Raw genomic sequence first — 26,800 nt, 5'->3', positions numbered from 1 at the left:
TTATATAATGCAGGATTTACAAACAATTATTGATCAAGCTCATTATGTTACGTTTTTAACGGGAGCCGGCGTTTCGACAGCGTCGGGAATTCCAGATTATCGGTCGAAAAATGGCTTGTATTCTGGTTCCGGTCACAAGCGTCCGGAAGAATTACTGAGTCACGATTATCTGATGAATCATCCCGCTGATTTTTGGCAATTTGTCAAACAAAGTTTGTACTTTCCACAAGCTAAGCCCAATGTCATTCATCAAAAAATGGCAGTAATTGCGAATCAAAAGGGCAAGGTTGTCACACAAAATATTGATGATTTAGATTTAAAGGCGGATAATCACGAATTAGTGCAGTTTCACGGAACCTTATACCAAACAACTTGTTTAAAATGTGGTCAAAAAGTTGACTGGCATGATTATTTAACAGACTACCATCATCAAAATTGTGGCGGAGTGATTCGCCCAGATATTGTCTTATATGGCGAACCAATTGCCCAAATGGCTGTTCAACAAGCAGTTTTGGCTGTTCAACAAGCTGATGTTTTAATTGTGGTGGGTACGAGTTTTCAAGTTTATCCGTTTGCAGGATTAATTCAATATCGCAAGCCTCAAGCGCAATTGGTTGCTGTTAATAAGACACCACTTGACGTGGGGGCTGATGGAATTATGATTACCGCAGATGCTCAGCAAATCTTTGCACAATTAAATTAAGAAGCGCGCAAGTTTTCCGCATTTTGATAAGGTATAATAAAGAAGTTGGGACAAGCTTCTGATTGTTGAAGCAATAACGACGTCCACATGAAGATTAAAATCAAACTGTTGAGCAGGAGAGTATTAACCAGAGTACATTTTAAAGGTCAAATGGGTTTTGCAGAGTAAATGCTGGAAAGTACAATGGTGAACTTTTGAAATGTACTACGGATTTAATGCTCGTTTTGTTCTCAATAAAGGATAGTTATCTGTCAATCTCAATGTTTGAGCGTTACGTTCACAGTCGTTTTTTAAATCCAGATAATCATGTTAATTATTTAAGCAATTTAGTAATCATTTAGAAGAAATGGGGCAGATCAATGGCACAACGACCAACATTTTATATTACAACACCAATTTATTATCCATCAGGGAAGTTAACGATTGGCAATTCTTACACGACTGTTGCCGCGGATACCTTAGCACGTTATAAACGTTCCCAGGGCTTTGACGTGTTCTTTCTAACTGGCACCGACGAACATGGGCTCAAGATTGAGCAAAAAGCTGAAGCTAAGCACATGCAGCCGCAAGCTTACGTGGACGAAATGGCGGTAGGTATTAAAAAATTATGGCAATTACTCGAGATTTCCAACGACAAATTTATTCGGACTACTGATCAGCAACACGTGGCTGCAGTCCAACAAATTGTTCAAAAATTAATTGACAGTGGCGATGTCTACTTAGGTGAATACATTGGCTGGTATTCCGTCGATGATGAAGAGTATTTTACTGAATCACAGTTAGCCGAGGTCTATCGTGATGAAAAGGGTCAAGTTATTGGTGGTAAAGCACCGAGTGGTCATGAAGTCCAGTTAGTCAAAGAACCGTCATATTTCTTTAAGATGAGTAAGTATGCTGATCGTTTACTACAATATTATGAGGATCATCCGGACTTTATCCAACCGGATAGCCGTAAAAATGAAATGATTAATAACTTCATTAAGCCTGGGCTAGAAGATTTGGCTATTTCCCGGACGAGTTTTCATTGGGGTATACCGATCCCGAGCGACCCTAAGCATGTGGTTTATGTCTGGATTGACGCGCTCTTAAACTATATTACAGCTTTAGGCTACGGTACGGCTGATCAAACTTTATTTGATCGCTACTGGCCAGCTGATGTGCATTTTGTCGGTAAAGAAATCGTTCGTTTTCATACCATTTATTGGCCAATTATTTTGATGGCTTTGGACTTACCATTACCTAAACAAGTTTTTGGTCATGGTTGGTTATTAATGAAAGATGGCAAGATGTCTAAGTCTCGTGGCAACGTCGTCTATCCCGAAATGTTAGTGGAACGCTATGGTTTAGATGCTTTGCGGTATTATTTAATGCGCGCCATTCCGTTTGGTAGTGATGGAGTGTTCACACCCGAAGACTTTGTACACCGCATTAATTATGATTTGGCTAACGATTTAGGTAATTTATTAAATCGTACCGTGTCAATGATTAATAAATATTGTGCGGGACAAATTCCTGATTTAGTGCTGGGTCAAACCGCCGTTGATCAAGATTTAGAGCAAGTAGTGGCTAAAACTATTGCCGATTATAATCAAGCCATGGATCAATTTGAATTTTCGACGGCCTTAGATATTACCTGGACTTTGATTTCGCGGACTAATAAGTACATTGATCAAACCCAGCCTTGGGTTTTAGCCAAAGATCCTGCGCAAAAAGCGACTTTAGACAATGTGATGGCGCATTTAGCTGAAGCTTTACGGATTATTGCCATTTTAATCAGTCCCGTAATGACCCATGCGCCCCAAAAAATCTTTGCACAACTGGGCTTTAATTGGAAACAGGATAATGAGATTGAATTTGGCCATTTGCCGAAGAGTCAAGTAGTGGCTAAACCAACCCCAATTTTTCCACGGTTAGATTATGATGAAGAAGTTGCTTATATCAAAGATACAATGCGTCAAGAACAGCAAAAAGCGCAAGCTAGTGGGACGTTGAAAGTGACTAAATCTGCTGCCGCTAAGAAGAAACAAGCCCAAACTAAATCTGAGATTCAAATTGATGACTTTAACAAAGTTCAAGTCCAAGTAGTGGAAATTTTGGCTGTCCAAAAAGTTAAGGACGCTGATCGCTTACTCCAATTTCAATTAGATGATGGCAGTGGTCAAACACGGCAAATTATTTCAGGAATTGCCGAATTTTATCCAGAACCACAACAATTAGTCCATCAAAAGGTTTTAGCAATTACTAACTTGAAACCACGGAAAATGCGTGGAGAACTGAGCCAAGGCATGCTACTTTCTGCTGAACATGCTGGACAGGTACAGTTAGTAACAGTTCCAGCTAACTTAGTTAATGGTTCCAGTGTTGAATAATAATGAGGTTATAATTTGAAAATATTTGATTCCCATACGCATCTAAATGATGATCCTTTTTGGGGGCAAACGCCTGCTTTTTTACAGCAAGCTCAAGACTTGGATGTGGTAGAAATGGCGATTGTGGGCTCGAACACGCAGCTAAATGCACGAGCTTTGCAATTGGCCCAAAGTTACCCCCAACTTTTTGCAGTGATTGGCTGGCATCCTGAAGATAGTGCTCATTTTGATGCTGCCGCGCAAAAAAAATTACTACAGCAGCTGCAAGACCCACGTGCCATTGCGATTGGTGAAATTGGCTTAGATTATCATTGGGAGCAAAATCCGGCTCCGACAATTCAACAAGCGGTTTTTATTCAACAATTGCAATTGGCTCAGCAATTACACTTGCCAGTCAGCATTCATACGCGGGATGCGCTGGAGGATACCTATGCGATTTTAAAACAGCATTGGCCCGCACATGGTGTGATTATGCATAGCTTCAATGGCAGTTTAGCTTGGTTGGATAAATTTTTGGCTTTGGGGTGTTATATTTCTTATAGTGGTGTGGTTTCTTTTAAGAATGCGCCTGAAGTACGAGCCGCAGCGATACAAACGCCACTGGAGCGTCTCTTGGTTGAAACCGATGCGCCATATTTGACGCCGGAACCGCACCGCGGAGAAATGAATCAACCAGCTTTTAGTCGTTTTGTGGTTGAAGCCGTGGCCAAGTGCCGGCAAGAAAGTGTGGCAACCATTGCGGCGCAAACATATCAAAATGCACATGAGGTTTATGATTTAAATGGAAAAAATTAAAGAAGTCATTGTTGTGGAAGGGCGTGACGATACGGCCCGCCTTCAACAAGTTTTTGGTAACGCGATTGATACGATTGAAACCAATGGCTCGGCAATTAATGATGAGACGATTAAGTTGATTCAGCAAGCGCAGGCCAAGCGGGGCGTGATCGTGATTACCGATCCCGATTTTAATGGTGAACGTATTCGCCGAAAAATCGTGGAACAAGTTCCCGGTGTCAAGCAAGCTTTTTTACGCCGGCAAGATAGTGTCCCTGCTAATCGTCACGGGAGTTTAGGCTTGGAACATGCGAATGCCCAGGTTATTAAACAGGCGTTGCAATCCGTCTTTACCACCGATCAAGCTGCAACTAATTTAATTACGCAACAGGACTTATTAGATTGGCATTTGATTGGCGCTAAAGAGTCCAGACATTTACGTGAGTTGGTTGGTGATGAGTTGCATATTGGTTACGCCAATGCTAAACAATTTTTACGGCGGTTAACAATGTTACAAATTACACCCCAGCAGTTAGCGCAAGCGGTGCAAAAGGTTCAAGGGAGTATTCATGGTAGTTGAAAAGTATGATATTGCTGATCCATTACGGACACAAGCAATTTTAAATCAGTATCAAATTCATGCTAAAAAAAGTTTAGGACAAAATTTTTTACAAGAGCCTACGGTAATTGATCAAATTGTGGCCAGTGCTCAGATTACGCCGGGGGATGTGGTTTTAGAAATTGGTCCGGGAATTGGGGCGCTCACGCAACAATTGGCGAAAGTGGCGCAGCATGTTTATGCGTTTGAGTTAGATGCGGATTTGATTACGCTGTTGCAGGAAAATTTGGCGGATTATCATAATTTAACAATTATCCAAGCTGATTTTTTGCAAGTTGATTTAGCTAAATTTGTGCAAACCGAACATTTAACGCAAGCTAACTTGAAGGTAGTTGCTAATTTACCGTACTATATTACGACGCCTATTTTATGGAAATTATTGCAAGCGCCAGTGACTTTGCAGCGTTTAGTTTTGATGATGCAAAAAGAAGTTGCTCAAAGAATTACTGCGACTCCAGGACACCGTGAGTTTGGTGAATTAAGTGTTAATGTCCAGACTAAAGCGACCGTGAAAATTGAACAACTGGTTGATAAAAAAGCTTTTGTGCCCCAACCAAAGGTGGATTCCGCTGTGGTTAGTTTAGATTTAGCACAACGTCCTGATTACCAAATTGATGATGAAGTTTGGTTTGAACGAGTTGTGAAAGCAGCTTTTCAGCAAAAACGTAAGAATTTGTGGAATAATTTGTTAGTATTAGTGGGTAAATCGCCGGTTAATAAGCAAAAACTAGAAACGGTGTTTACCAACTTGAATTGGCAACATCAAGTGCGAGCCGAACAGTTAACGATTGAACAATTGGAGCAATTAACACAACAGCTAAAACAACAATTTGCCTAAAAGTGCTGTTTTTTAGCTAAAAAATTGAAATTTTCATTGTTTAATGGTAGAATTTGTGCTAAAGGGGTTGAGTTAATGCCAATAACATTTGATTCTATTAAACGTACATTGGATAATCACTTGGGCGAAGGAATTACAGTTGTTGCCCAAGTTGGACGTAAAAAAGTTACTCGCCGCCACGGCAAGTTAGCTGAAACATTTCATTCTGTTTTTGTAGTTGATTTGGATCCAACAGAAAATTCATTTGAACGTGTTTCTTATAGTTATGCTGATTTGTTGACTAAATCAATTGAATTGTCATTTGATTAGATTGTCTTGAGGACAATCTTTTTTTATGCTTTTTTTACAGTAATACATGCCAGTTTTTGCCGATAACACTGGTCTTATGTTATAAAAAATAAAAAATGCCCGTCAACTTTTTCCAGTTGTACGAACATTATTTGAGTAAATTTTGTGATCTGATCGAATTATTGGTCAGTTGGCACCCTGTGATTTCTCGCGAATAGTTGCCGCGGAACTTTCTAATTGTGCTTGCTCTTGGGGAGTAAGTTGCAGCTCAATGGTTTTGATTACGCCATCGCGCCCCACAATCGCCGGATATGACATGTAAGTGTGATATTTGTCTTGATAACTAGAAATAGGTAATTCACTTTTGGCATCACTTAAAATGGTTTTAATAAGACGAATCGCTGCCGCTGTGACGCCATAATTAGTATAATGCTTACCCTGGAAAACAGTCGCACCACCGAATTTAATGGTCTCATTAAGGTCAGCCAATTTCCAAGGGGCATTTTGAGCTAAGTCAACAATCGGTTGTTCTAAAACTTTGACAGTTGACCAAGCTGTAAATTGAGAATTGCCATGCTCACCTAAGGTGAACCCTTGAACAGAACGGGGATCAACATCGAACTTTTGGGCCACGACTTTTTTCATGCGCGCAGTGTCTAATAGTGTGCCGGTGCCCAGCACGTGCTTTTTAGGCAAACCAGTTAATTCTTGGTATAAACTGGTTACTGCATCAACAGGATTAGAAATGACAATTAAAATCCCGTCAAAGCCACTGTTTTTAATAGCATCGGTGATTGGTTGCAATTGTTCTTTATTGTACTTTAATTCTGCAAAGCGATCACCTTTGGCGGTCAATGAAATCTTTCCTAAGGTGCTGACAATGATTTGAGCATCTTTTAAAGCGGCATAGTCATTAACCGTGATATTCACATGATGGTCAAGGTTAGCCATGGAATCTTCAAAATCTATTTTATCCGCGTTAACTTTAGCTTCATTTGTATCAATTAAGACTAAATCATTAACTAAGCCAGTAATCACTAAATGATGCGCTAGAGTGTCACCAACATGACCATCACCGATAATTCCAATTTTCACTGACATAATAAATTACTCCTTTTGAATTAGATAGATGATTGAGTACTAGGCAAAATTTTAATAAGTTGCGCCAAAGAGCAGGTACCTAAGCACTATCAGATTGAAGTGGGGGATGACAAGCTGGTGCTTTAGCAATACTTGTGATCGGTTACACCCACCTTTTCCATTATAGATGTTTGGCAATAATTATTGGTAATTAATTTGGTAAAGTTGTGCCAAATTTTTATCAAGAGATGAATCATTGGTGTCTGCTAAAATGTACTTTGTTTCAAAATGTTCGGTTTCTCGGTATAATATTAATAAAAATAGAATTTAAGTAGGTAATATTTCATGAAAATTCGTCGTAGTGAACGTTTAATTGATATTACGCATTATTTAGAGCAACGACCATATCAGTTAGTTCCGCTGACTTTTTTTGCGCAAAGGTATCATTCGGCCAAATCTTCCTTGAGCGAAGATATGACGATTATTAAGCAAGCCTTTTTGCACGCACATATCGGCTTAGTAGAAACAGTGCCGGGAGCCGGTGGTGGAGTTATTTTTACACCCGGAATTGATCAAGCGACAGCTCAAAAATATTTAACAGAATTAAAAGAGCAGTTAGCTGATGCCCAGCGGATTTTACCTGGCGGCTATTTATATTTGTCAGATCTCTTGGGGAATCCGACAATTTTGGATAAAATAGGTCAATTAATTGCGACGCAGTATGCGAAGCAAGACATTGATGCCATTATGACGATGGCCACCAAGGGCATTCCGATTGCCCAAAGTGTTGCTGAATACTTAAATGTGCCGTTTGTGATTGTTCGCCGCGAGTCCAAGATTACAGAAGGCCCGACTTTAAGCGTTAACTACACAGCTGGTTCCTCCGATTATGTGGAGAAAATGGAATTATCAAAACGTAGCTTAGCGGCAGGATCGAAAGTCTTGGCGGTTGATGATTTTATGAAGGGTGGCGGAACGGTGTTAGGCATGGAAAATTTGATTCAAGAATTTTCCGGTCAGTTGATCGGAGTAACTGTTTTAGTTGAAGTTCGAGAACCAACTACGGTTAAGACACAGGCAACTTCCTTATTCCAAATTCAACCGTTAGCACATCAAGATCAACAAGTGCAAATTTCGTTAGGCAACTATTTAGAACGAACGGACTTCAGTCGCTTTGAAACAAAAGATTGAGTGCTCTAAAACAATAATGTATGATTGTATAGGTAAAGATTTATAAATTTAGTGAAGTGAAGGAATTTTCATGTCTGAACGTTTTACGGTAATTTTGGCTGCTGGTAAGGGCACAAGAATGAAGTCCCAACTTTATAAAGTGTTGCATCCAGTTTGTGGACGGGCCATGGTCGACCATGTGCTAACACAAGTCGAGCAAATTCATCCCAGCCAGATTGTCACGGTCGTGGGTTTTGGTTCTCAACAAGTTCAAGAACTATTACAAGAACGTACATCTTATGCTTTGCAAAAAGAACAGTTAGGCACTGCTCATGCAGTTTTGCAAGCTGAGGAATTATTGGGAACTAAAAAAGGAACAACCTTAATTATTAGTGGTGATACACCTTTATTTACTGCTGCTACTTTAGAAAAGTTGTTTGCTTTTCATGAACAAAATCAAGCTGGGGCCACAGTGTTAACGGCCCAAGCCCCGGATCCTTTTGGTTATGGTCGGGTAATTCGGGATCAAAATGATCAAGTTTTACGGATTGTAGAACAAAAAGATGCAACGGTTACGGAACAAAAAGTACAAGAGATTAATACTGGTGTTTATTGTTTTGATAACCAACAATTATTTACTTATTTGCATCAAGTGAATAATGATAATGCTCAAGGTGAATATTATTTGCCAGACGTTATTGGGATGATGCAAGCTGATCACAAGCGGGTGTTAGCGTACCAGATGGCTGATTTTTCAGAGTCTTTAGGCGTTAATGATCGCGTGGCATTGGCCCAAGCTACTAAGTTAATGCAGCTGCGGATTAACCAAAAATTAATGCGTTCGGGAGTGACGCTGACAGCTCCTGAACAAACTGCGATTGATGTTGATGTCCAAATTGGTCCGGATACGACCATTGAAGGCGGTGTAGTCATCAAAGGCCAGACGAAGATTGGTCAAAACTGCTATATTACGAGCGGCTCCAGAATTGTTGATTCAACGATTGGTGATGGCGTAACAATTACTAGTTCTACTTTGCAAGAAGCAACGATGGCAGATCAGAGTGATATTGGACCACATTCGCATCTCAGACCCCAAGCACATATTGGTCAACAAGCGCATGTTGGTAATTTTTGTGAAGTCAAAAAGGCAACTTTGGGGGCCCGCTCTAAGATGGGGCATCTGAGTTATTTAGGCGATGCCACTGTTGGCAGTGATGTTAACATTGGTTGTGGCGTGGTTTTCGTAAACTATGATGGTGTCCAGAAATGGTCCACTGAGGTAGGCGATCATGCCTTCATTGGTAGTAATTCGAATTTAGTGGCACCATTAAAGGTGGCCGATCATGCGTTTATCGCTGCTGGTTCCACGATTACCAAGGACGTGGCCTATCACGATTTAGCTTTAGGGCGTGCTCGGCAAGTTAATAAGGCTAATTACTGGTCGCATTTGCCAGTAGCTGATGATCAAAGTTGGAATGATTAATTGATTAAAAGAAAGTTGAGAAAATAATGTCTACACTGAGAGCTAATAGTCCCATGAAAATCTTTGCGTTGAATTCTAATAAACCTTTAGCAGAAAAGATTGCTAAAGAAGTCGGAGTACCATTAGGTAAGTCTTCGGTCAAACGTTTCAGTGATGGAGAAATTCAAATTAATATTGAAGAAAGTATCCGAGGTTCTGAAATTTTTATTATTCAATCAACCTCCGCACCAGTCAATGATAATTTGATGGAATTATTAATCATGATTGATGCTTTACGCCGCGCTTCAGCAGCGATGATTAATGTGGTCATTCCTTATTATGGCTATGCCCGTCAAGATCGCAAAGCGCGGGCGCGAGAACCAATTACCTCTAAATTGGTGGCTAATATGTTACAAACTGCGGGGGCTGATCGGATCTTAGCTTTAGATTTACATGCCGTCCAAATTCAAGGCTTTTTTGATATTCCTGTTGATCATTTAATGGGGGCACCATTATTAGCTGACTATTTCTTAGAAAAGGGTCTTGATCAAGATGCTGTCGTGGTTTCACCCGATCATGGTGGTGTAGTGCGGGCTCGGAAATTAGCCGAATTTTTAAAAGCACCGATTGCGATTATTGATAAGCGCCGTCCGCGACCAAATGTATCCGAAGTGATGAATATCATCGGTGATGTGAAAGACAAACGGTGTATCATTATTGATGATATGATCGATACGGCCGGAACAATTTCGTTAGCGGCCCAAGCGTTAATGAATGCGGGTGCGAAGGAAGTCTACGCTTCTTGTACACATGCAGTGTTGTCAGGTCCGGCAATTAGTCGTTTAGAAGAGTCACCAATTAAGCAAGTGATTGTAACGGACTCTATTCAATTGCCTGAAGAAAAGAAAATTGATAAAATGGTCCAAATTTCGGTGGCACCATTGATGGGTGAAGCCATTAAGCGGATTTATGACAATGCGCCAGTTAGTCCATTATTTAAAACTAGATTTAAACGACACTAGTCATTAACCTAAGGCTGGGGAACAAGGTATTAATTAAGGTAGCTACGTGCTTTACTTTTCTAGAATAGTAGTTTAACTGGAATAAATATCTGAATTCCAGTTCTTTTGACATAATGTTGGTAACAAAAAAGCTATGACCACGGTTTGTTCTTGATTACTCAAGAAACAACTGTTGCCATAGCTTTTTAAATGTTATCACTTATTTAGTTTAAGAATGATTTTGCTTTTGTAAAAGATCACGAATTTCTTGTAAGTACTGGACTGATAATGCATCATTACTCGGCTGTTCTGGTTCTGCTTGAGCGTGTGGTTTTTCTAACGCGTTTAATCCTTTGACAATTAAAAAAACGACAAAGGAAATAATCAAGAATTCAATGACTGCATTTAAAAAATCACCCACGCGAAACATTCCCAATTTGATAGACGATAAATCAATTTTTCCTAAAAACAATCCAATAAAAGGATTCAGGATGTATTTAGTTAAGGCGCTGACAATTTTATTGAAAGCTCCGCCCACAATTACCCCTACGGCTAAGTCCACGACACTACCGCGTGCAATAAATTCTTTAAATTCTTTTAACATGAACACCAAACTCCTCTTTGCCAAAAGTAGGGTCACAACTAATAATTCAAAGTTGAGATGAGCGTATTGAAGTGGTTTTTGAATAGCAAACCGTCTTTATGATCCCAACTTTTTGTTAAGTAAACCCTCTTCTTAATCATAGCTAATCTTGCAAAGAATTGTTACGAATATGACTTTGAAATTCGCTTAATGCGGCTTTAAAGGTGGAACTTTGCGGATCAGCGAGCATTTCTTTAGGAAAATAAAACCGATGATCGCCACTGACACGACCGCTGAGCGCCTTGACAATGGGACTGACTGTTGAGAGTTCTTGTAAAGTGCCATCAGGCTGCATTAATTCAATCTGAGTTTTGGGTTCTTTAGAAGACGGGTCATATAAATCATAGGGCAAATCAAAACTGTTGTTAACCGCAGTATAAAAGTTAGGATCAAAACCAGCCGCTTCAACGAGAGCTTGCATTTTGGCAATTAATGGTGTTTGTTGTTCGGTAAAGGTAATTGATTTAAAAGGAATCCGATCGAGAAAGTGGTGCGCTAAATTCCGTAAAATAGCATCCGGGTGCTCCCGCCATAAATTAAAGTAGGTGTTGAGAGCATCGTCATCTAAGCGGACATAATCTTGAACGCTTATCTGATTTTCAAAGAATGGAATGAGTAAACTGGGCGTTTCTAAACCAACGAGTTGGTTATTCTCATAGAGAAATTTAGCTCGGTGTAACAATTTAGTCAGCACGACTTCCATCCCCCGAGAAACCGGGTGAAAATAAACTTGTTGATACATCTGAAAACGCGAGACAATGTAATCTTCAATGGCGTGCATGCCCCCAATGTCAAAGGCAATTCCGTTTTGGTAAGGACGAATGACCCGCATAATGCGCGTTAAATCAAACATGCCATATTGGGTACCAGTAAAGTAAGCATCCCGCAATAAGTAATCCATGCGGTCAGCATCAATTTGACTAGAAATCATTTGGACCACCTGAGCGTTGGGGTAGGTTTTGGCAATTACGCTGGCAACTTGTGCGGGAAATTCCGGACTAACTTGACGCAAGACTTGATTAACCTGAGTTTGTGGCGAAGTAATAATCTGTTGGGTCCATTGTTCGTGATCAGTATGAAAGATATGTTCAAATGTGTGAGAATAAGGTCCGTGTCCGATATCATGCAATAAAGCAGCACATAAAGCCACTAGGCGTTCATGATCATCCCATAAACCATCCCCAGGATGTTGGGTGGGATAATTTTGTTGAAAAGAATCACAAATTAAACGCGTAACTTCGTAAACGCCAACGCAATGTGTGAAGCGTGAATGTTCGGCACCATGAAAAGTAAATGAGGTGGTTCCTAATTGTTTGACACGGCGCAAGCGTTGAAATTCTGGGGTATTGATTAAATCTAAAATAATGCGATAGGGGACGTGAATATAGTTATGAACTGGATCGCGTAAAACTTTTTCGCGGGGTAAAAAATCAATTTTATTCATGTAGACTCTCCTTGATGATACGATTTAAACGTTGTTGTTGTTCTAATTTGGCATTCATAGTAGCAGTATAATTTGGCAATTGTTGCAGCTGGGCGGGAGTAATATCTGAAATTGTAAATTGTTGTTGACAAACTTGCAACAATTGGTGTTTAAACTGCATGACACTCAGCTCGTTAGCTGTCAAAGCTGCTAATGTGTTCATTGTCTGTGGATCAACATCTGGATAAGCATCGTTGTGTTCTTGATTAGCTAATTGATAAAATTGCTGAATAATTTGCCCACGCTTGAACTGGTCACCGTTGATTGAAATATAGGCCATAATGGCTAAACTTTGGTGTTGGCGCCGTTGAGCAATGCCGGCAAATTTTTGATGATTAATGACTAAATCAAAATTACCTGGACAGTAAGAATTTTTAACCTCGTAATGTGTTAGGTTGATGTTTGGCAAGCAACCTTGAATTAAGTCCAACATTAATTCATAGCCTTGATCAATTGAGAATTTCTCTGCCTTGGGCAATAGTAAACTAATATTTAAGACACCAGGATCGCTCACAACTGCTAAACCACCAGAGTTGCGAATGATTAAGTGATAATTTTGTTGATTTAAGTAACGCAAACCATTCGCAAAATGATCCAAATGTTTATCGCGTAAACCACAAATCACTGTCGGACTAGTTTGCCAAAATTGGAGCAAGGGCTGCTGAATTGTTTGGCAGTAATCTAAGAGATAATCAGTCTCTGGAAAAATAGTTTGAATTTGCGTCGGTGTTTGATAATTGACATCATAAATTAATAATTTTTTTTCTAGCATAATTTTCCTCACAATTTAATAAATAGCTTATAATAAGTACAGTCAAATAAAACGAGGTGAATAATGTGGAACGAACTGCTCAAGATATTCAAGTGCAATTAAAAACGCAGGTTATACAAGAAGGGCAAGTTCATAATTATCGGGTTGATCAAACCGGACAAGCGGTGATTATGGGTGATAAACTATATATTCGTTACCAGGAATCACCAAAAGAACAAGAAAATATTAAGGTGATTGTTAAAATTGCCACCAATAATCAAATCACGATTAAGCGCCAAACGGGTGAACACTTAACCACGAATATGATGTTCGACCAACAAAATGATCAAGCTTTTAATTATATGACAGAGTATGGTCAAATTCCGTTAGTATCACATACTAACCAGTTGCAAGTGGCAGTGTCGAAAATGCCGTTATCGGGTAGTGTGCACTTAGATTATTCACTGCATTCAGGAACTAATTTGGTGGGAGATTACAAGTTACAATTGATTTTTAGTTAAGTAATCTGTAATATTAGAACTAGACTGTTGAAAGAGGTTGGAACCAAAGTTGCTCACGAGTTGAGCATTCTATAACAGATAGTCGTTTGAAGTTTTGGACCTTCCTGGTGCAATTGGCAGGAATGAAGAGGTAGTTCAGGACTTTTTGAAACGTTATTGACAAGCGGTGTTTTTAATTGTCTCAATTATAAACATCCTCTTTTGGTTCCATCCACGTTGAAAGGACGTGTACGTAGTTGGCTTTAGAACTCAAACAATTCGATGGCGAAGACAAAAAAGATTTGTCCATGATCGAAGTAGCGCACGCAATCTTGGAACAAAAAGGCTCAGTGCTCCCCTTTGCGGATATTGTGAATGAAATCCAGCAATTCATGGGTAAAAGTGATAGCGAGATTCGTGAACGGTTACCGCAATTTTATACAGATTTAAATGATGACGGCGGCTTTATTTCTTTAGGTGAAAATGTCTGGGGACTACGTACGTGGTATCCTTATGATTCTGTTGATGAAGAAGTCAACCATCCTGAAGATGCAGATAATGTTAAAGCACCGACGTTAAAACGCGTTAACGCTTTCTTGGATGATGAAGACGATGACGATGATGTCATTGACTATGATGACGATACCGTCGACACAGGTGATGATGACGAGGAAGACTCTAATGATCACACGCCAGATTTATCGAAGTTTTCACATCAAGATCTAACTTTTGGCAATACGGATGATAGTGACATCGATGACGATCCGACTGATGATTTGCAGGATGGTATTGAAGGCGATCTGAGTGAGTTTTCTGATGAAGACGATGACGATGATTCTGATGCTGAATAAGCACAGTCATTATAACATAGCCTAAATCTAATTTGACAAGATATTTAATTCATTGTAAAATACCGCTTGGGCACTTTACAATGTGCAATAAAGGCTCTCTGTTCTTATAGAATAGGGAGCTTTTTTAGTTTTGAATGGAAGCTGATTGACAAAGAGACTTCTGCTTTTGTTTCTGGCTTTCGTTTAAGGTTTAAATCATTAATCTTTCCCTCAATTAATTTTCAAAGGAGTAAATTGAATGACCAAATATATTTTTGTCACTGGTGGTGTTGTTTCGTCTTTAGGCAAAGGGATCGTCGCTTCATCTTTGGGACGTTTGCTAAAAAATCGTGGCTTGAAGGTGACTTTACAAAAGTTTGACCCGTATCTCAACGTTGATCCAGGAACGATGAGTCCATATCAACACGGAGAAGTTTTTGTCACAGATGATGGTGCGGAAACTGATTTGGATTTAGGTCACTATGAACGCTTCATTGATAATGATTTGAACAAATATTCCAACGTCACAACTGGAAAATTGTACGCCGAAATTCTACGCAAAGAACGTAAAGGTGAGTACAATGGGGCTACTGTCCAAGTGATTCCACACGTAACGAATATGATTAAAGAAAAGATTATGCGGGCTGCTACAACCACGGATTCAGATGTGATCATTACAGAGGTTGGGGGCACAGTCGGCGATATTGAATCTTTACCTTATTTAGAAGCTTTACGCCAAATGAAATCCGAAGTAGGTTCGGAAAATGTAGTTTATATTCATACAACGTTGGTTCCTTATTTACGCGCCGCTGATGAAATGAAAACTAAGCCGACACAGCATAGTGTCAAGGAATTACGGGGCTTGGGTATTCAGCCTAATATTTTGGTTGTGCGGACAGAAAAGCCAATTTCACAAGGAATGCGCAATAAAATTGCTTCATTTTGCGATGTTGATCCTGAAGCCGTGGTGGAATCAATGGATGTACCAACACTTTATTCAGTACCTTTGAATTTACAAAAACAAAATCTGGACCAAATTGTCTGTGATTACTTGCATTTAGATGTCCCACAAGCTGATATGAGTGAATGGAAGAAGCTAGAACAGCGGGTATTGAACTTGAAGCATCAGACTAAAATTGCTTTGGTGGGTAAATACGTTGGTTTAAAGGATGCTTACATTTCCATTAATGAAGCTTTGAAACATGCTGGCTTTTGTTTTGACACCGATATTGACGTCGTGCGGATTAGCGCGGAAGAAGTAACCAAAGATAATGTTGCTGAAAAATTAGCAGGTGTCGATGGGTTAATTGTTCCTGGTGGGTTTGGTACCCGTGGTTTGGAAGGAATGATTCAAGCAATCCAGTATGCCCGTGAAAATGACTTGCCATTTTTGGGAATTTGCTTGGGTATGCAAATGGCTAGCATTGAATATGCTCGTAATGTGGCTGGGGTTAAAGATGCTACTAGCGGTGAAGTTGACGAAAATGCGCCGCATAAAGTCATTGATTTAATGGCAGATCAAAAAGACGTGGAAGATATCGGTGGAACTTTACGATTAGGTTTATATCCTTGCAAGTTAAAACCGAATACCTTAACAGCCCAGGCTTATGCCGGCCAAAGTGTGATTCAAGAGCGTCATCGTCATCGTTATGAATTTAATAATGATTATCGAGAATTATTACAAGATAAAGGTTTAGTTATGTCTGGGGTTTCGCCAGATAATCATTTAGTAGAAATTATTGAATTGCCGAAGAATAAATTCTTTGTGGGGACACAATATCATCCAGAATTTCTGTCGCGTCCGAACCGTCCAGAACCAATTTTTAAAGAATTTATGAAAGCTGCTAGCAACTTGTCCGAAATAGACTTTTAAAGACCAATAATAGGTGTACTTTGCGTACAGTTTATATTATTATTTTATAGTGGGATTTATTATTATTGATAACTGACCATCACTATCTCGTGTATTATAAAATAATGATAATAATCTATTGAGGCAACGACTAACAAAGAAGGATTGAAAATTATGGCAGAAATGGTTATTCATGGGGGAAAAAGACTTTCCGGATCAGTCACTATTGGTGGCTCTAAAAATAGTACAGTAGCAATTATTCCCGCGACCATTTTGTCAGATACGCCGGTCGTTTTAGATTCTGTACCGCAAATTAGGGATGTTTATAACTTAATGGATCTATTACAGGAAATGGGCGTTAAATCACAGTTTAAAGATGAAGTTTTAAAAGTTGATCCAACTGCGATTTTTCCGATTTCTTTATCACATAGTAAAGTTAATAGTTTACGTGCATCTTATTATTTTATTGGTTCTTTATTAGGACGATTTGGCAAGGCAGTGGTTGGTTTTCCTGGTGGGGATGATATTGGTCCGCGACCGATTGATCAACATATTAAAGGCTTTAAGGCTTTAGGCGCGCAAGTATCTGAAAAAGATCATTGTATTGTCGTTGAAGCGCCTGAAGGTTTACATGGAGCCCGGATTTTCTTGGATATGGCTTCAGTGGGAGCCACTATTAATATTATTTTGGCTGCTGTCAGAGCACAGGGAACGACCGTCATTGAAAATGCTGCTAAAGAGCCTGAAATCATTGATTTGGCAACATTTTTGAATAATATGGGTGCCAAAATTCGGGGTGTGGGTACACAAACTATTCGTATTACGGGTGTGCAAAGTTTACGCGCCACTAATGCGCACACGATTATTCCCGATCGGATTGAAGCCGGAACTTATTTATCCATTGCAGCGTCAATGGGTGACGGTATTTTAATCAAAAATATTATTGCGGAACATTTAGATGCTTTTTTGGCTAAAGTTCAAGAGTTAGGTGTCCATATTGATGTTCGCGAGGATAGTATTTTTGTCTATCCAAACAGTCAATTGAGTGGGGTGGAAATCAAGACCAGTCCTTATCCGGGTTTTGCCACTGATTTACAACAACCCTTGACTCCTTTATTGTTCCGTGCCGATAGTAAAAGCACGATTATTGATACCCTTTATCCGAAGCGGACACGCCACGTCCCCGAATTAATCAAAATGGGTGCGAATATTAAAGTTGTCGAAGGCAAAATTGAAGTAACGCATACTGATGATTTAATTGGCGCTGAAGTAACTGCAGAAGAAATTCGTGGTGGTGCTAGTTTGATGGTGGCGGGACTGATGGCTTCAGGCACGACAGTCATTCATCAAGCTGAAAATATCATGCGGGGTTATGACCGAATCATTACGAAATTACGCAATTTGCGCGCTGATGTTTCCTATAATGGAAAACAAGAATTTTAATATCGGACAGTCAGCTGGTTGCGTCCTTATTTGTTTAGTGCTATCATAACAAGTTGTTAGTCAAATTAATCTCTAGATCAGCAAATGGTCTAGGGCCAAGGAGTGTCAATTATGAAAAAAGGAATCCATCCTGATTACCATGAAGTTGTTTTTATGGACTCAGCAACGGGTAAGAAGTTTTTAGCTGGTTCAACAGTTCAATCAAATGAAACTACCGATTATGAGGGTAAAGAATATCCTTTGATTCGGGTTGAAATTACTTCTGATTCTCATCCATTCTACACTGGTAAGCAAAAGTTTACACAAGCTGATGGTCGAATCGATCGTTTCAACAAGAAGTATGGCTTGACAGAAAAATAATTGTTTTACTAAAAAAACGTCCTCAATTACGAGGACGTTTTTTATTGGCCAATATTTTCGGCTCAGAATTAGTAGTTAAGTTATTCTTAGTAGACTATTGGTTAACATTGTCTTTTAATTTAGGTTTCTTGGTCACTTGTTGAACAAAACCTAAATTGATTAGCTCTAAGAAAGCGGTAGATAAGAAGACCATGGCGTAACCTAAGGTTCCTGAAACTAACGATCCTAATAAAGGACCGGCAAAATTGCCAATGTACATAAAACTTTGATTATAGCCGAAGATCCGGCCAGAAATTTCATGCGGACTTTCTTTGGCTAAAATAGTTTGAACTTGAGGGAGTAGGGCAGCGTTTGAAATACCCACTAAGAAGCGTAAAGCCATTAGTTGCCAAACATTAGTGACAAAAGCTTGTGGAATATAAACGATAGTTGCAAAAATGAGTCCCACAATTAAGACTCGTTTAGTCCCAATGCGGTCACCTAAAGCGCCTAGGCGCGAAGCTAACAGTGCGGATGGAATTCCCGGCATGGCAGTAACTAAACCACTAATAAAGGCCACTTTACCTTGACCATGCATTAATTGATGTACGTACAAACTAATAATAGGGTTAATCGAATTATTAGCTGTTTGAATAATGAAGGTCGTGATACACATGCCAATAATAATTTTGGGATTAGGAATTTGGTGGTACACTTCTTTAAAGGTTGCCTGTTGATCTTTAGGTACCGGAGTAAAGTCTTCTTTGACGAAAAATAGACAAAGAACGAAGGCACTCAATAACAAAATACCGGTAATCAAGAACGGTAGGCGGTAACCGAAGGATTGTGCGATCACGCCCCCAATTAACGGCCCCAATAGATTACCTGTCACGGTTCCGGTTGTTAAGGTTCCCAAAGCTTTACCTACATTTTTGGAGGGCGCAGTTGTAGCAATTAAAGTGTTAGAATTGCTAATATATCCTGAAAAGATGCCTTGAAGAGCCCGTAAAATTAACAATTCATACACATTAGTGACGATAGACATACAACCAATCACGATAGCCATGCCCAGTGAGGCCCTTAAGATAATGGTCTTACGTCCTTTTCGGTCTGCTAATTTGCCCCACATCGGAGAAATAGCCGCGGAAACTAAAAAGGTAATGGAATATGTAATTCCCGACCAAAATGATAATTGAGCATTACTAAAATGTTGTAACGTGTTAATATATAATGATAAAAATGGCACAACCATGCTAAAACCAATGCCGGCAATAAAATTGCCAAACGTTAAGATATACATGTTTCTTTGCCAATATCGATCTTCCTGCATTAATTTCACTTCCATTTACATGAAAATATTATAGCACTCAAAAAGTTAATTTCTGGCAATTATTCTCAATAAAAATAATTAAGGAGTACATTTATGAAAATGCATTTAAGTCAGATTGCGCAATTGCTGCAATTGAAGCAAACCTTTAGTGAGGATCCCATCGTGCGTGATGTGGTTTTTGATAGTCGTAAAGTGACGCCTGGTTCCTTGTTCGTTCCCTTGATTGATCAACGTGATGGTCATGAATTTGTTGCACAAGCACTGAACCAAGGAGCTGTGGCCACCTTGTGGCAAGCGGATCATCCGTTACCAGCTACGAATGTTGAGAATTATTTAGTGGTGGCTGACCCACTAAAAGCAGTGCAACAGTTGAGCCAAGCCTATTTAGCTCAGGTTCATCCCCAAGTAGTGGGCATTACTGGCAGTAATGGCAAAACAACGACGAAAGATATGGTAGCGGCGATTTTAGCGCAAAAATATCGCGTAGCGAAAACACCGGCTAATTTTAATAATGAAATTGGAGTACCGCTAACCATTTTACAAATGGCTCCCGATACGGAAATTTTAGTGGTAGAAATGGGAATGGATCGTCCCGGTCAGTTGACCGCTTTATCAAAATTAGTTTGTCCCGATGTGGCAGTCATTACGATGATTGGTGAAGCTCACATTGAATTCTTCGGCACACGAGCTAAAATTGCGGATGCTAAGATGGAAATCGTTTCGGCTTTAAAAACAACGGGTTTGTTTATTTACAATGGCTCAGAGCCGCTATTGCAAACTAGAGCCCAAACTGTTTCGCAGGCTAAACAAACTTTCGGTCAGCAATCACAATTAGATGTGTATCCGACGATGATTCAGACTTATCAGACACATACTAATTTTAAAATTAACTGGGATGAAAACTTAGAGTTTAGTTTACCGTTAATGGGTGATTATAATGTGGATAACGCTCTAGCAGCCCTGTTAGTAGGTCGACATTATCAAGTGCCATTAACACGAATGCAGTCAGCATTGCGTGATTTTCAACCTACTAAAAACCGGACCCAGTGGTTGCGGACAGCTGCCGGCACACAAATTTTAAGTGATGTCTATAATGCTAATCCGACGGCGATGATTGATGTGATTAAAAATTTTCAGGAATTTCCGATTACACAACCAGGCCGGCGCCTATTAGTGTTGGGTGATATGTTAGAGCTGGGAGAAAAGTCAGCTCAGTTGCATGCCAGTGTGGCACAAGCCATTGATTTTTCTAAAATTAATAAAATTTACTTATATGGTCAACAGATAGCAGCTTTACAAAAAGCTTTACCACCTGATTTTCCAGTGGCTTTTTATGAACTAAACCAAAAGCAGCAATTAATTAATGATTTAAAAGCAACGATTCAGGCCAATGATTTAGTTTTATTAAAAGCTAGCAATGGTTTGCACTTAGATGAAGTTGTGCAGGCACTATTGAAATAAATTGCTCCGGTATTTAATTTAAAACTCAATTTCACAGCTGATTGTAATGGTGTGACGTTCCCGGAAGCAGCAGTTTGCGACTAGCTACGGCCAAGTTCTTAAGTTTAAAAACCAAAACTTAAGTAAGCCATACTTAACTTCTCAACGCTCCATGTCACAGTTGATTTGAGTTAAAGTTCTTTATCTTCAATTCAAAACGTGGTAAAGTAGTTAGCTAGTGAAAGTTTCTGAAAAATAATGATAATGATTACAAGACAGTTGATTTGATACAAAACTAGCCCCTGTTTTGTGATTGACTTTCACAATTCTAGGAGGATATTTTTTGAAATTTAGTGAACTTAATTTAAATGAAGACTTATTAAAAGCAACACAGGAAGCGGGTTTTGAAGAGACAACGCCCATTCAAGAAAAAACCATTCCGCTAGTTTTATCAGGGGTGGACGTCATTGGTCAAGCACAAACCGGTACTGGTAAAACCGCTTCTTTTGGTTTGCCATTATTGCAAACAGTGGATACACATGCACCTTATGTTCAAGCCTTGGTTATTTCACCAACTCGAGAACTAGCTGTGCAGACGCAAGAAGAGTTGCATCGTTTAGGTCGCTATCATCATGTAGCAGTGCAAGCAGTTTATGGTGGTTCCGATATTCGGCGGCAAATTCAAGCTTTGCGTAATCATCCCCAAATTGTCGTGGGCACTCCCGGACGGGTTTTGGATCATATTAAGCGCCATACTTTAAAATTAGACCATGTCCAAACGGTTGTGTTAGATGAAGCAGACGAAATGTTGGATATGGGCTTTGTTGAAGATATTGAAAATATCTTGAAGAATGTGCAAGCGGATCATCAAACCTTACTTTATTCAGCAACCATGCCGCGGCCAATTATGAATATTGCCGAGAAGTTTATGAAGGATCCCAAAATAGTTCAAATTAAGTCTAAAGAATTAACCGCAGATAAAATTGAACAATATATGATTCGTTCTAAGGAATATGAAAAGTTTAATACCATGACTCGGTTATTTGACGTTCAAAAGCCAGAATTGGCCGTTATTTTTGGGCGGACCAAACGGCGGGTTGATGAAATTACTCGGGGTTTAAAAGCGCGGGGCTATAATGCTGAAGGTATTCATGGTGATTTGTCCCAACAAAAACGGATGAGTGTTCTGAAGCAATTTAAAGCGGGAAAATTAGAATATTTAGTGGCAACGGATGTTGCTGCGCGGGGCTTAGATATTTCTGGTGTTAGTCACGTATTTAACTATGATATTCCCCAAGATCCAGACAGTTATGTGCATCGAATTGGCCGGACGGGTCGTGCCGGTCGCTCTGGAATTTCCATCACGTTTGTATCACCAAATGAAATGAGTTATTTACGTGCAATTGAGCAATTAACTAAGGTGCGGATGTTGCCCTTAAAGCCGCCAACTGATCAACAAGCATTAGCTGGACAGCTAGAAGATGCAACTAAAAAGATTGCTGAACAAATTAGCCATGGTAAATTGGATAAGTTTCAAACAGTGGCACAACAGTTATTGGAACAATATGATGATGTTCAATTAGTTGAATTATTATTGAAGAATTTGACGAAAGATCCTGAAGCCATTCCGGTAAAGATTACACCAGAACGGCCATTGCCGAGTCGCCATAACCGTAATTACCGTGGTGGTAATGATCACCGGTCACATTCTCGTTATCGGGGTAACGACCGTCGGCGGTACAATAATAATGATCGCCGGCATTATTCTCATGATGACCGGCAAAAACGCAACAATAATAACAACCATCATCGTAACTTTACAATTAGGACTAATAATAGTCGGTAAAGGAGTTTCAGTTGATTCAAGGCTTAGGAATTGACATAGCAGGAATTGAGCGCATTTGGCAGGCTTATCAAAAACAGCCCCGTTTTTTAACCAAAGTTTTAACGGTAGCAGAACAAAATGTATTTCATCAATATCGCGGTCAGCGTCAAAAAGAGTTTTTGGCGGGCCGCTTTTCTGCTAAAGAGGCTTTTAGTAAGGCTTTGGGCACCGGTATTGGGCCGGTTAGTTTTCAAGATTTAACAATTTTAAATAGTGATAATGGACAACCTTATGTTAAACAAAAGGTATATACTGGAACTGTTTGGATTTCGATTTCACATACTCAAACTTATGTAATGACCGAAGTTATCTTGGAAAAGGGAAGTGGTTCAGATGCAACCTTCAATCCACCGTCCGACAATGATCACGATTGATCGGCAGGCACTAAGACAGAATTATTTGACTTTTCGGCAATTGGCCGGCCCTCAGCGGCAAGTTTTTGCGGTTGTGAAGGCTGATGCTTATCATCATGGTGCGGTAGAAGTGGCCAAAGCTTTACAGGAAGTCCAAGTGGATGGTTTTTGTGTTGCTACTATTGACGAAGCCTTACAATTGCGGCATGCTCATATTACAGAACCAATCTTGGTCTTAAATGTTGTTCCGGTTGAACAAGCACCGTTGGCGACACAACATGACATTTCGCTAACCGTCGATAGCTATGAATGGTTAGTGCAAGCTAGTAAACAGGTTAAAACCCCGGTGAAGGTGCATTTAGCTCTGGATACTGGGATGGGGCGGATTGGTTTTCGAATGCCAGCAGATAAGGCAAGTTTATTAGCGGCTTGTCAAATCTTGGAGCAATCACCGTTATTAATTCCGGAAGGAATTTTTACGCATTTTGCGACTGCCGATGAACAGAATTCGGCTTATTTTCAACAACAATGGGCCTCTTTTGAACAGACGGTAACTGCATTGCCACTTAAGTTTACCTATGTGCATATGGCTAATACGGCCACTGCTATTTGGGCGCCAACTTTGGACAACAGTAATTTGGTGCGGCTCGGGATTGGTTTGTACGGACTAAGTCCGGCCGGGAAGTTGCGTAGTGATGTGTCGTTACCTTTAAAACCTGCTTTAAGCTTAACTAGTCAAATTGTTGCTTTGCGCCAGTTACATGCCGGTGACAAAGTCGGCTATGGAGCAACGTATACCGTGCAAGCTGAGTCGGAATGGATTGCCACGGTGCCACTGGGTTATGCTGACGGCTGGCATCGAAATTTGAGTGGTAGTTCGGTCTTAGTAGCAGGGCATAAGTGTCCGATTGTGGGGCGCATTTGTATGGATCAGTTAATGATTAAAGTTCCTCAGCGTTACGCGTTAGGAACTACCGTGACGCTGATCGGTACTCAAGACCAGCAAACTATTAGTGTTGATGATGTAGCTAGTTATGGTCAAACCATTAACTATGAAATTTTATGTTCTCTATCCGAGCGAATTCCCCGCACGTATATTAATTAAGTACTCAACTGAATTAACGTCAGAAGCAGTCCTGTTTTTTAAATTAATTGTGTTAAAATAACATTAAGTTTAAAAAAACAGACTTCTGGAACACTGAACTCTAGCTATGAATAACTTTTAAACAAGATATAATAGTTATTAGCTGATTTTTGGATAATTAGTTGCTAGCGACTGAGTCCGGTAGTTGACAATGATATTTAATTGGTAAAAGATTAGGGGGGAGAATAACCATGGCCGCATTTCAGAAAAATTTTTCCGTTCAATTAGATTCTGATGTCGTCGATCGATTGCAGAAGTATAGCGCTGAAAATGCTTGTGATACTAATTATGTTATTGATGAAGCATTGTTTAACTTCTTTCAGCAAGAGGATCGGATGGTAGGTCAATTAGTTGATGGTTATTTAAATATGGCAGATATTAACGAAGAAATAAGTAATGCTTTTTCAATTTGTGAACAGGAAGTAGATAGGCAAGTCAGTGGCTATTCCAATTAAACGTGGCGACGTATTTTTCGCCGATTTATCACCCGTGGTTGGTTCCGAACAAGGTGGAATGCGACCAGTATTAGTAGTACAAAATAATGTCGGTAATCGTTACAGCCCGACAACCGTTATTGTTGCCATTACTGGGCGAATCGAAAAGCCGAAGATGCCGACGCATGTTGGTATTACTAAGGAAGATGGTTTTAGTAAAGATTCAGTGATTTTAACTGAACAAATTCGCACAATTGATAAGCAACGTTTAAAAGAAAAAGTAACGACTCTGTCAGCAGAAAAAATGAGTGCAGTTGATAAAGCTTTAAGAATTAGTATTCATGTATAAAATTAAGATTGCGATAAAAGATGTTGTAAGTGGAAGTACTAAATAGCATTTGAGAAAGCAGTCTTCACAAAAATGTTTGCAAATTTTTAAAAATTTGTGGGCATTTTTTGTTTTAACTTTTTTTGACTAGCAAAATTAATAATTATCGTACAAAAAAGCTAGTATCTGAGTATAATTATTTATATGAAAAAAACTACAAAGTTCGTCATATTCTTTTTAGCAATCTTCTTACTCGGTGGTCTAGGTTATTATTTGTTTATCGCCGCCGATGGTCTGCATAATCCGTTCACTTACCATCAAGAGGTTTTATTAGATGTACCTTACGAAAATCAACTAGAGGATAATCCTTTAAAAAATGGCTGTGAAGTGACTTCATTGTCAATGTTATTGCGATACTATGGTTTTCACGAAACTAAAAATGACTTGGCAGCTCAGATTGACCGTCAGCCTTTTTTGGTAGATGCGACGCACCATGGTGATCCGCGTAAGGGTTTTGTTGGTAATATCAAAGATGGTTATGCAGCTATGGGCGTTTACGTGGAACCAATTAGTAAGTTGTGTCGGCAAATTGTCGGTAACAAATATCAGGTTCACAGTGGCGAAAATTTACAGCCAGCCGATTTAAAACGTTTGATACACCATGAGAAACCAGTTTGGATTTTGGCTACGTTAGATTTTCAACCAGTGACCAAAAATGATTTGCTCAAATGGAAGACGCCTTCAGGAACAATGACCGTCAGTCCTTTGATTCATTCGGTAGTTGTGACTGGTATTGATCAACATTATTTTTATGTAAATGACCCACTCAAGAAAAAAGATCGGAAAGTTCCAATTAAAAAATTATTGCGTTCCTTTACGGGAATGCGAGCTCAATATTTATATTTAAGTCAAAAATAAATTTGGGTGTTCCTAAATCAACAAAAGCTACTATAATGAATTTTAGAAAGTCTACGGGGTGCTAAATAGCTGAGAACATACTCGTGAACCTGATCTAGATAATACTAGCGCAGGAATAGACACAAAATAAGCTGGCAGCTAATTGTTGATAACTGATCTTGAGATAAGGGAATTGTTTTGAGATCTGGCTGAAGCTGATTAGTTCTTGAACTTATTTTGGTTTCAAGATGTTTTTAAGGCTGTGAACCCCCTTCGACTTTAATTCAATAGTTGGAGGAAACAGTGATGACGAAACAAAGTTTGCAGGTCAAAAGATTAACAGTGATAGCATTAATGATTGCGTTGGATTTTATCCTATCACCAATTTTGAGAGTCGAGGGCATGGCTCCCATGTCGAGTGTTGTCAATATCATTGCGGCGGTATTAATGAATCCGTTCGCTGCGACGTTGATGGCCTTGATTTGTGGGTTAATGCGGATGCTATTTTTAGGTATTCCGCCATTAGCTTTAACAGGAGCGGTTTTTGGCGCTTTTTTAGCGGCATTCTTTTACAAAGTTTGGCCGCATTCGTGGGCAGCTGCTCTGGGAGAAATAATTGGTACGGGCATTATTGGTTCATTATTATCTTATCCAGTAATGGCCTGGTTCACAGGATCAGCTAGTGGCTTATATTTATTCGTTTATACGCCCCGTTTTTTAGGCGCAGCCATTATGGGTTCTATTGTATCTTGTTTATTATTAATTAAATTGGGTAAATTATCTACCTTTCAAAAGATCCAAAAGTTATTTCGTTAAAAAATAAAAAATGAGGCTCGGACCAAAA

The 26,800-nt window shown here is 39.5% G+C and carries 27 protein-coding genes and 1 riboswitch; of the genes, 22 read left to right on the top strand and 5 right to left on the bottom strand.

Annotated features, from left to right (window positions below):
- Positions 1-7 precede the first annotated feature (7 nt).
- The 6 genes from AC3B5B_RS02760 (at position 8) to AC3B5B_RS02735 (ending at position 5,612) form a co-directional block, all read left to right on the top strand.
- Positions 8-703, top strand: a complete 696-nt coding sequence (locus AC3B5B_RS02760; protein ID WP_489757093.1) for an NAD-dependent protein deacylase — start codon at positions 8-10, stop codon at positions 701-703.
- A 359-nt stretch (positions 704-1,062) separates the two neighbouring features.
- Positions 1,063-3,072: a methionine--tRNA ligase gene (metG, locus tag AC3B5B_RS02755; protein WP_489769222.1), complete on the top strand. Its 2,010-nt coding sequence runs from the start codon at positions 1,063-1,065 to the stop codon at positions 3,070-3,072.
- A 15-nt stretch (positions 3,073-3,087) separates the two neighbouring features.
- On the top strand, positions 3,088-3,867 hold the full coding sequence (locus tag AC3B5B_RS02750) for a TatD family hydrolase (RefSeq protein WP_489769221.1): 780 nt from the start codon (positions 3,088-3,090) through the stop codon (positions 3,865-3,867).
- Entirely contained in the window at positions 3,854-4,426 is a 573-nt protein-coding gene (gene rnmV / locus AC3B5B_RS02745) for a ribonuclease M5 (protein ID WP_489757096.1), read from the top strand. Before AC3B5B_RS02750 ends, rnmV begins: the two co-directional genes overlap by 14 nt.
- Positions 4,416-5,303 carry a 16S rRNA (adenine(1518)-N(6)/adenine(1519)-N(6))-dimethyltransferase RsmA gene (gene rsmA / locus AC3B5B_RS02740; protein WP_489769220.1) on the top strand — a complete coding sequence of 296 codons (888 nt, stop codon included), beginning with the start codon at positions 4,416-4,418 and terminating at the stop codon, positions 5,301-5,303. The genes rnmV and rsmA overlap by 11 nt, the downstream gene beginning before the upstream one ends.
- A gap of 75 nt (positions 5,304-5,378) precedes the next feature.
- Positions 5,379-5,612, top strand: coding sequence for a Veg family protein (locus AC3B5B_RS02735; RefSeq protein ID WP_489757098.1), 234 nt, complete (start codon positions 5,379-5,381; stop codon positions 5,610-5,612).
- Between the two features lie 165 nt (positions 5,613-5,777).
- On the opposite strand, the gene AC3B5B_RS02730 is transcribed toward AC3B5B_RS02735, so the two are convergent.
- Positions 5,778-6,692 carry an L-lactate dehydrogenase gene (locus AC3B5B_RS02730; protein ID WP_489769219.1) on the bottom strand — a complete coding sequence of 305 codons (915 nt, stop codon included), beginning with the start codon at positions 6,690-6,692 and terminating at the stop codon, positions 5,778-5,780.
- Between the two features lie 324 nt (positions 6,693-7,016).
- Between AC3B5B_RS02730 and purR the strand changes: the two genes are divergently transcribed.
- The 3 genes from purR to AC3B5B_RS02715 all read left to right on the top strand — a co-directional run bounded on the left by purR (position 7,017) and on the right by AC3B5B_RS02715 (position 10,325).
- The gene (purR, locus tag AC3B5B_RS02725; RefSeq protein ID WP_489769218.1) at positions 7,017-7,862 is read left to right on the top strand and encodes a pur operon repressor; all 846 of its coding nucleotides are present in this window, start codon (positions 7,017-7,019) and stop codon (positions 7,860-7,862) included.
- Between the two features lie 70 nt (positions 7,863-7,932).
- The gene (gene glmU / locus AC3B5B_RS02720; protein ID WP_489769217.1) at positions 7,933-9,324 is read left to right on the top strand and encodes a bifunctional UDP-N-acetylglucosamine diphosphorylase/glucosamine-1-phosphate N-acetyltransferase GlmU; all 1,392 of its coding nucleotides are present in this window, start codon (positions 7,933-7,935) and stop codon (positions 9,322-9,324) included.
- Positions 9,325-9,350: 26 nt separating this feature from the next.
- Positions 9,351-10,325, top strand: coding sequence for a ribose-phosphate diphosphokinase (locus AC3B5B_RS02715; RefSeq protein ID WP_489757102.1), 975 nt, complete (start codon positions 9,351-9,353; stop codon positions 10,323-10,325).
- 208 nt (positions 10,326-10,533) lie between these two features.
- On the opposite strand, the gene mscL is transcribed toward AC3B5B_RS02715, so the two are convergent.
- From mscL to AC3B5B_RS02700, 3 genes are all read right to left on the bottom strand, one after another.
- A complete protein-coding gene (mscL, locus tag AC3B5B_RS02710) occupies positions 10,534-10,908 on the bottom strand; it encodes a large conductance mechanosensitive channel protein MscL (protein WP_489757103.1) in 375 nt (124 codons plus the stop codon).
- Between the two features lie 142 nt (positions 10,909-11,050).
- Entirely contained in the window at positions 11,051-12,391 is a 1,341-nt protein-coding gene (locus tag AC3B5B_RS02705) for an HD domain-containing protein (RefSeq protein WP_489757104.1), read from the bottom strand.
- Positions 12,384-13,202 (bottom strand): lipoate--protein ligase family protein, encoded by an 819-nt coding sequence (locus tag AC3B5B_RS02700; protein ID WP_489769216.1) that lies wholly within the window; start codon positions 13,200-13,202, stop codon positions 12,384-12,386. The genes AC3B5B_RS02705 and AC3B5B_RS02700 overlap by 8 nt, the downstream gene beginning before the upstream one ends.
- 65 nt (positions 13,203-13,267) lie before the next feature.
- Here AC3B5B_RS02700 and AC3B5B_RS02695 point away from each other — a divergent pair, with 65 nt between their 5' ends.
- The 5 genes from AC3B5B_RS02695 to AC3B5B_RS02675 all read left to right on the top strand — a co-directional run bounded on the left by AC3B5B_RS02695 (position 13,268) and on the right by AC3B5B_RS02675 (position 18,166).
- Positions 13,268-13,702: a YwiB family protein gene (locus tag AC3B5B_RS02695; protein WP_489757106.1), complete on the top strand. Its 435-nt coding sequence runs from the start codon at positions 13,268-13,270 to the stop codon at positions 13,700-13,702.
- A gap of 287 nt (positions 13,703-13,989) precedes the next feature.
- Entirely contained in the window at positions 13,990-14,532 is a 543-nt protein-coding gene (gene rpoE / locus AC3B5B_RS02690; RefSeq protein WP_489757703.1) for a DNA-directed RNA polymerase subunit delta, read from the top strand.
- A gap of 238 nt (positions 14,533-14,770) precedes the next feature.
- A complete protein-coding gene (pyrG, locus tag AC3B5B_RS02685) occupies positions 14,771-16,384 on the top strand; it encodes a CTP synthase (RefSeq protein WP_489757107.1) in 1,614 nt (537 codons plus the stop codon).
- Between the two features lie 153 nt (positions 16,385-16,537).
- Complete coding sequence (murA, locus tag AC3B5B_RS02680) at positions 16,538-17,806, top strand: UDP-N-acetylglucosamine 1-carboxyvinyltransferase (protein WP_489769215.1); 1,269 nt, start codon at positions 16,538-16,540, stop codon at positions 17,804-17,806.
- Between the two features lie 111 nt (positions 17,807-17,917).
- Complete coding sequence (locus AC3B5B_RS02675) at positions 17,918-18,166, top strand: type B 50S ribosomal protein L31 (RefSeq protein WP_489757109.1); 249 nt, start codon at positions 17,918-17,920, stop codon at positions 18,164-18,166.
- A 94-nt stretch (positions 18,167-18,260) separates the two neighbouring features.
- On the opposite strand, the gene AC3B5B_RS02670 is transcribed toward AC3B5B_RS02675, so the two are convergent.
- The gene (locus AC3B5B_RS02670) at positions 18,261-19,475 is read right to left on the bottom strand and encodes a multidrug efflux MFS transporter (protein ID WP_489757110.1); all 1,215 of its coding nucleotides are present in this window, start codon (positions 19,473-19,475) and stop codon (positions 18,261-18,263) included.
- A 93-nt stretch (positions 19,476-19,568) separates the two neighbouring features.
- On the opposite strand from AC3B5B_RS02670, the gene AC3B5B_RS02665 reads away from it, so the two are divergent.
- The 8 genes from AC3B5B_RS02665 to thiW all read left to right on the top strand — a co-directional run bounded on the left by AC3B5B_RS02665 (position 19,569) and on the right by thiW (position 26,772).
- Positions 19,569-20,936: a UDP-N-acetylmuramoyl-tripeptide--D-alanyl-D-alanine ligase gene (locus tag AC3B5B_RS02665; RefSeq protein ID WP_489769214.1), complete on the top strand. Its 1,368-nt coding sequence runs from the start codon at positions 19,569-19,571 to the stop codon at positions 20,934-20,936.
- Between the two features lie 322 nt (positions 20,937-21,258).
- On the top strand, positions 21,259-22,761 hold the full coding sequence (cshA, locus tag AC3B5B_RS02660; protein ID WP_489769213.1) for a degradosome RNA helicase CshA: 1,503 nt from the start codon (positions 21,259-21,261) through the stop codon (positions 22,759-22,761).
- A gap of 11 nt (positions 22,762-22,772) precedes the next feature.
- On the top strand, positions 22,773-23,174 hold the full coding sequence (gene acpS, locus AC3B5B_RS02655) for a holo-ACP synthase (protein WP_489757113.1): 402 nt from the start codon (positions 22,773-22,775) through the stop codon (positions 23,172-23,174).
- Positions 23,134-24,258 carry an alanine racemase gene (gene alr / locus AC3B5B_RS02650; protein WP_489769212.1) on the top strand — a complete coding sequence of 375 codons (1,125 nt, stop codon included), beginning with the start codon at positions 23,134-23,136 and terminating at the stop codon, positions 24,256-24,258. Before acpS ends, alr begins: the two co-directional genes overlap by 41 nt.
- 230 nt (positions 24,259-24,488) lie before the next feature.
- Positions 24,489-24,752 carry a ribbon-helix-helix domain-containing protein gene (locus AC3B5B_RS02645; RefSeq protein ID WP_489757115.1) on the top strand — a complete coding sequence of 88 codons (264 nt, stop codon included), beginning with the start codon at positions 24,489-24,491 and terminating at the stop codon, positions 24,750-24,752.
- The gene (locus AC3B5B_RS02640) at positions 24,736-25,080 is read left to right on the top strand and encodes a type II toxin-antitoxin system PemK/MazF family toxin (protein ID WP_489757116.1); all 345 of its coding nucleotides are present in this window, start codon (positions 24,736-24,738) and stop codon (positions 25,078-25,080) included. The genes AC3B5B_RS02645 and AC3B5B_RS02640 overlap by 17 nt, the downstream gene beginning before the upstream one ends.
- A gap of 183 nt (positions 25,081-25,263) precedes the next feature.
- Positions 25,264-25,977: a C39 family peptidase gene (locus AC3B5B_RS02635; protein WP_489769211.1), complete on the top strand. Its 714-nt coding sequence runs from the start codon at positions 25,264-25,266 to the stop codon at positions 25,975-25,977.
- 44 nt (positions 25,978-26,021) lie between these two features.
- Positions 26,022-26,110: riboswitch (TPP riboswitch) on the top strand.
- A 152-nt stretch (positions 26,111-26,262) separates the two neighbouring features.
- A complete protein-coding gene (gene thiW / locus AC3B5B_RS02630) occupies positions 26,263-26,772 on the top strand; it encodes an energy coupling factor transporter S component ThiW (RefSeq protein WP_489757118.1) in 510 nt (169 codons plus the stop codon).
- Positions 26,773-26,800: the final 28 nt, after the last annotated feature.

This window comes from Bombilactobacillus sp. ESL1187 (assembly GCF_058107155.1).
The sequence above is the reverse complement of the archived record's forward strand: the minus strand, read 5'-3'. Positions and strand labels throughout refer to the sequence as shown.